Raw genomic sequence first — 2,651 nt, forward strand, 5'->3', positions numbered from 1 at the left:
CGCCGCCGTGGTGTCCGGGCTCGCGCGCGCCCACCCGCCCGCCCCGTGGGGCGACAGCGCCGCGGCCCTGCTCCCGGTCGCCGGGCCGTCGAGGTGACCGGCGTCCGGGTGGTGCACGTGCCCGGCGAGCACGCCTACGTCCGTCACGCCACGACGCTGCCGCAGCAGCGCCCGGCGCCTGCAGGGTCCCCCGAGTCCCCCGCGTCCCCGGGGTCGTCGGCGCGCCCGGCGTTCGCCTGGCGGGAGGGCGCGGCGTGGCTCACGCGCCACGGGGCGGATGTCGACGTCCTCCATGTCCACTTCGGCATGGAGCAGGTCGACGCCGACGGGCTGCTCGACGTGCTGCGGGCGGCCGGCCGGGCCGGGGTGGCGGTGGTGTGGACCGTCCACGACCTCACCAACCCCCACCTCGTCGACCAGACGCCCCACGAGGCCCAGCTGGCGCTCCTCGCCGAGCACGCCGCCGGCCTGGTCACGCTCACCCCCGGCGCCGCCGCCGAGGTCGAGCAGCGGTGGGGCCGCCGGCCGGTCGTCGTCCGACACCCGCACCTGGCACCCCCGGCACGGATGGCCGCGCCGCGCGCCCCCGCCGCCGGGCCGCCCGTCGTCCTCGTCCCGCTGGGGCTGCTGCGGCCGGCCACCGACCCCGTCCTGGTCCGGGCGCTGCTGTCCCCGGAGGTGTCCCGTGCGCTGCCCGCTGGCACCCTGCTCCGCGTGACCCTGCGCGAGGAGGTCCTCGCCGACAGCTTCCCGCGGCCGGACGCCGACCTGGTGGCGCGGCTGCGGGCCGCGGAGGACGACGGCCGGGTCCGGCTCGTCGTCGGCCCGCGCACGAACGACGCGGTGCTCTGGGACGAGCTGGCCGCCGCGGCGGCGCTCGTGCTGCCGTACCGCTGGGGCACCCACAGCGGGTGGGTGGAGTCCTGCCACGACGTCGGCACCCCGGTCGTCGCCCCCGCCGTCGGCCGGTGGGGCGAGCAGCAGCGCGTCCACACCGTCGCTCCAACGATCGGTCCCGCGATCGGTCCGGTGACCGGTCCGGCTGACGTGCCGGCGGACGCGCTGGTCGCCGCGCTCGCGGACGCGCTGGCCGCCGCGCTGGAGGAGGGCCCCCGCACGGAGCCGGTCCTGCAGGAGCGGCTGGAGCAGCGCGCCGCGTCGGTGGCCGAGCACGCGCGCCTGCACGCCCTCGCCGCCGCCGGGGGGCGCTGGTGAGCGGGCTCGAGGCCGTCGACGGGGTCGACGTCGAGGGGCGGCGCCGGCACTACGGCGACTTCTACGACCTGCCCGCCGTCGCCCCGGAGGGGCCGGCCGGGGGGGACGACCGGCCGGTGCTGCTCGTCCACGGCAACTGTCAGGCGGAGTCGCTGCGGGTGGTGCTGGAGGCGTCCGGCGCAGGGTTCCGGTGCGTCCGGGTGCCCCCGGTGCACGAGCTCGTCGAGGACGACCTGCCCCACCTGCGCCGGCTCCTGCAGGCCTGCCGGGTCCTGGTCTCGCAGCCGGTCCGCGCCGGGTACCGGGGGCTCCCGCTGGGCACCGCCGAGCTCGCCGCGGCCGCCCCCGCCGCGCGGCTCGTCGTCGTCCCCATCGTCCGCGACGCCCGGCTGCACCCGTACCAGGCGCTGGTCCGCCTCCCCGGGGCCGGCGACCCGCCCGTCGTGCCCTACCACGACCTCCGCACCCTGGCCGAGGCCGCCGGACGGCCCGCCGCGCGGGTCGCCCCCCGCGAGGGGCTGCTCGAGGTCGGCCACCGCAGCCAGGCGGAGCTGCGCCGCCGGGAGTCCGAGCACGGCACCCTCGTCGCCTCCGACCTGCTCCCGGCGGCCGGTGCGGGCTCCTCGCACACCCTCAACCACCCGGGCAACCCCGTGCTCGTCGGGCTGGCGCAGCGCGTGCTCGACGCGGTCGGCGGCGGCGACGGGGTCGGCGGCACCGCGGTCGACCCGGGCCGGGTCCTCCTGCGCTCGGTCATGTCCCCGCTGCACCCGGAGGTGCTCGACGCCCTCGACCTCGACCCCGGCGCCGCCCGCGGGGGCTGGCTCGTGCAGGGCGAGCCCGTCGACGACGCCCACGTCCGCGAGGAGCAGCTGCGCTGGTACCGGACCCACCCCGACGTCGTCGCCGCGGGGCTCGCTCGGCACGAGGTCGCGCTCCGGGCGCTCGGGCTGTGACCGGGGTCCACCACCTCGTCGTCGGTCCGCCGGGGCACGGCGTGGTCCGCTATGCCGAGCTGCTGCTGGCCGCCGCGCAGGTCCCCCCGGGGGAGGTCCACCGGCTTCCCCGGAGGGTCGGTGCCGACGACCTGCCCGCGCTCGTCGCCGGGCTGGACGGGCTGGACGCAGCGGTGGTCGACCCTGCCTTGGGCGCAGCGGACGTCGCGGCGGGCACAGCAGCCGGCCCGACGGTCGCCCCCGCCCGCGTCCACCTCCACGTCACCGACCACCTGCTGGGCCGCTCCCCGGAGGAGGCGATGGGCGTCGTCGAGGCCCTGGCGCGGCGCGGGCCGGTCTCGCTCACGCTGCACGACCTGCCGCAGGCCTCCGACGGCACCCCTGCCGCCCGCCGCCGGGCCTGCTACGCCGGCCTGGCCGGGGCCGCGGTGGGCGTCGTCGTGTCCAGCGAGCACGAGGCGGCGCTCCTCGCCGCGGTCA

Annotated in this window: 2 protein-coding genes and 1 pseudogene; all 3 read left to right on the top strand. The window is 79.4% G+C overall.

Annotated features, from left to right (window positions below; all coding sequences use genetic code 11):
- The first annotated feature begins 93 nt into the window (after window positions 1–93).
- Window positions 94–1,215 carry a hypothetical protein gene (locus WCS02_RS19545; RefSeq protein ID WP_340295951.1) on the top strand — a complete coding sequence of 374 codons (1,122 nt, stop codon included), beginning with the start codon at window positions 94–96 and terminating at the stop codon, window positions 1,213–1,215.
- Window positions 1,212–2,171 carry a WcbI family polysaccharide biosynthesis putative acetyltransferase gene (locus WCS02_RS19550; protein WP_340295952.1) on the top strand — a complete coding sequence of 320 codons (960 nt, stop codon included), beginning with the start codon at window positions 1,212–1,214 and terminating at the stop codon, window positions 2,169–2,171. Before WCS02_RS19545 ends, WCS02_RS19550 begins: the two co-directional genes overlap by 4 nt.
- Window positions 2,168–2,651, top strand: a pseudogene (locus WCS02_RS19555) (hypothetical protein); the annotation flags it as partial. The gene WCS02_RS19550 and the pseudogene WCS02_RS19555, both read left to right, overlap by 4 nt.

This window comes from Aquipuribacter hungaricus (assembly GCF_037860755.1).
Lineage (GTDB): Bacteria > Actinomycetota > Actinomycetes > Actinomycetales > JBBAYJ01 > Aquipuribacter > Aquipuribacter hungaricus.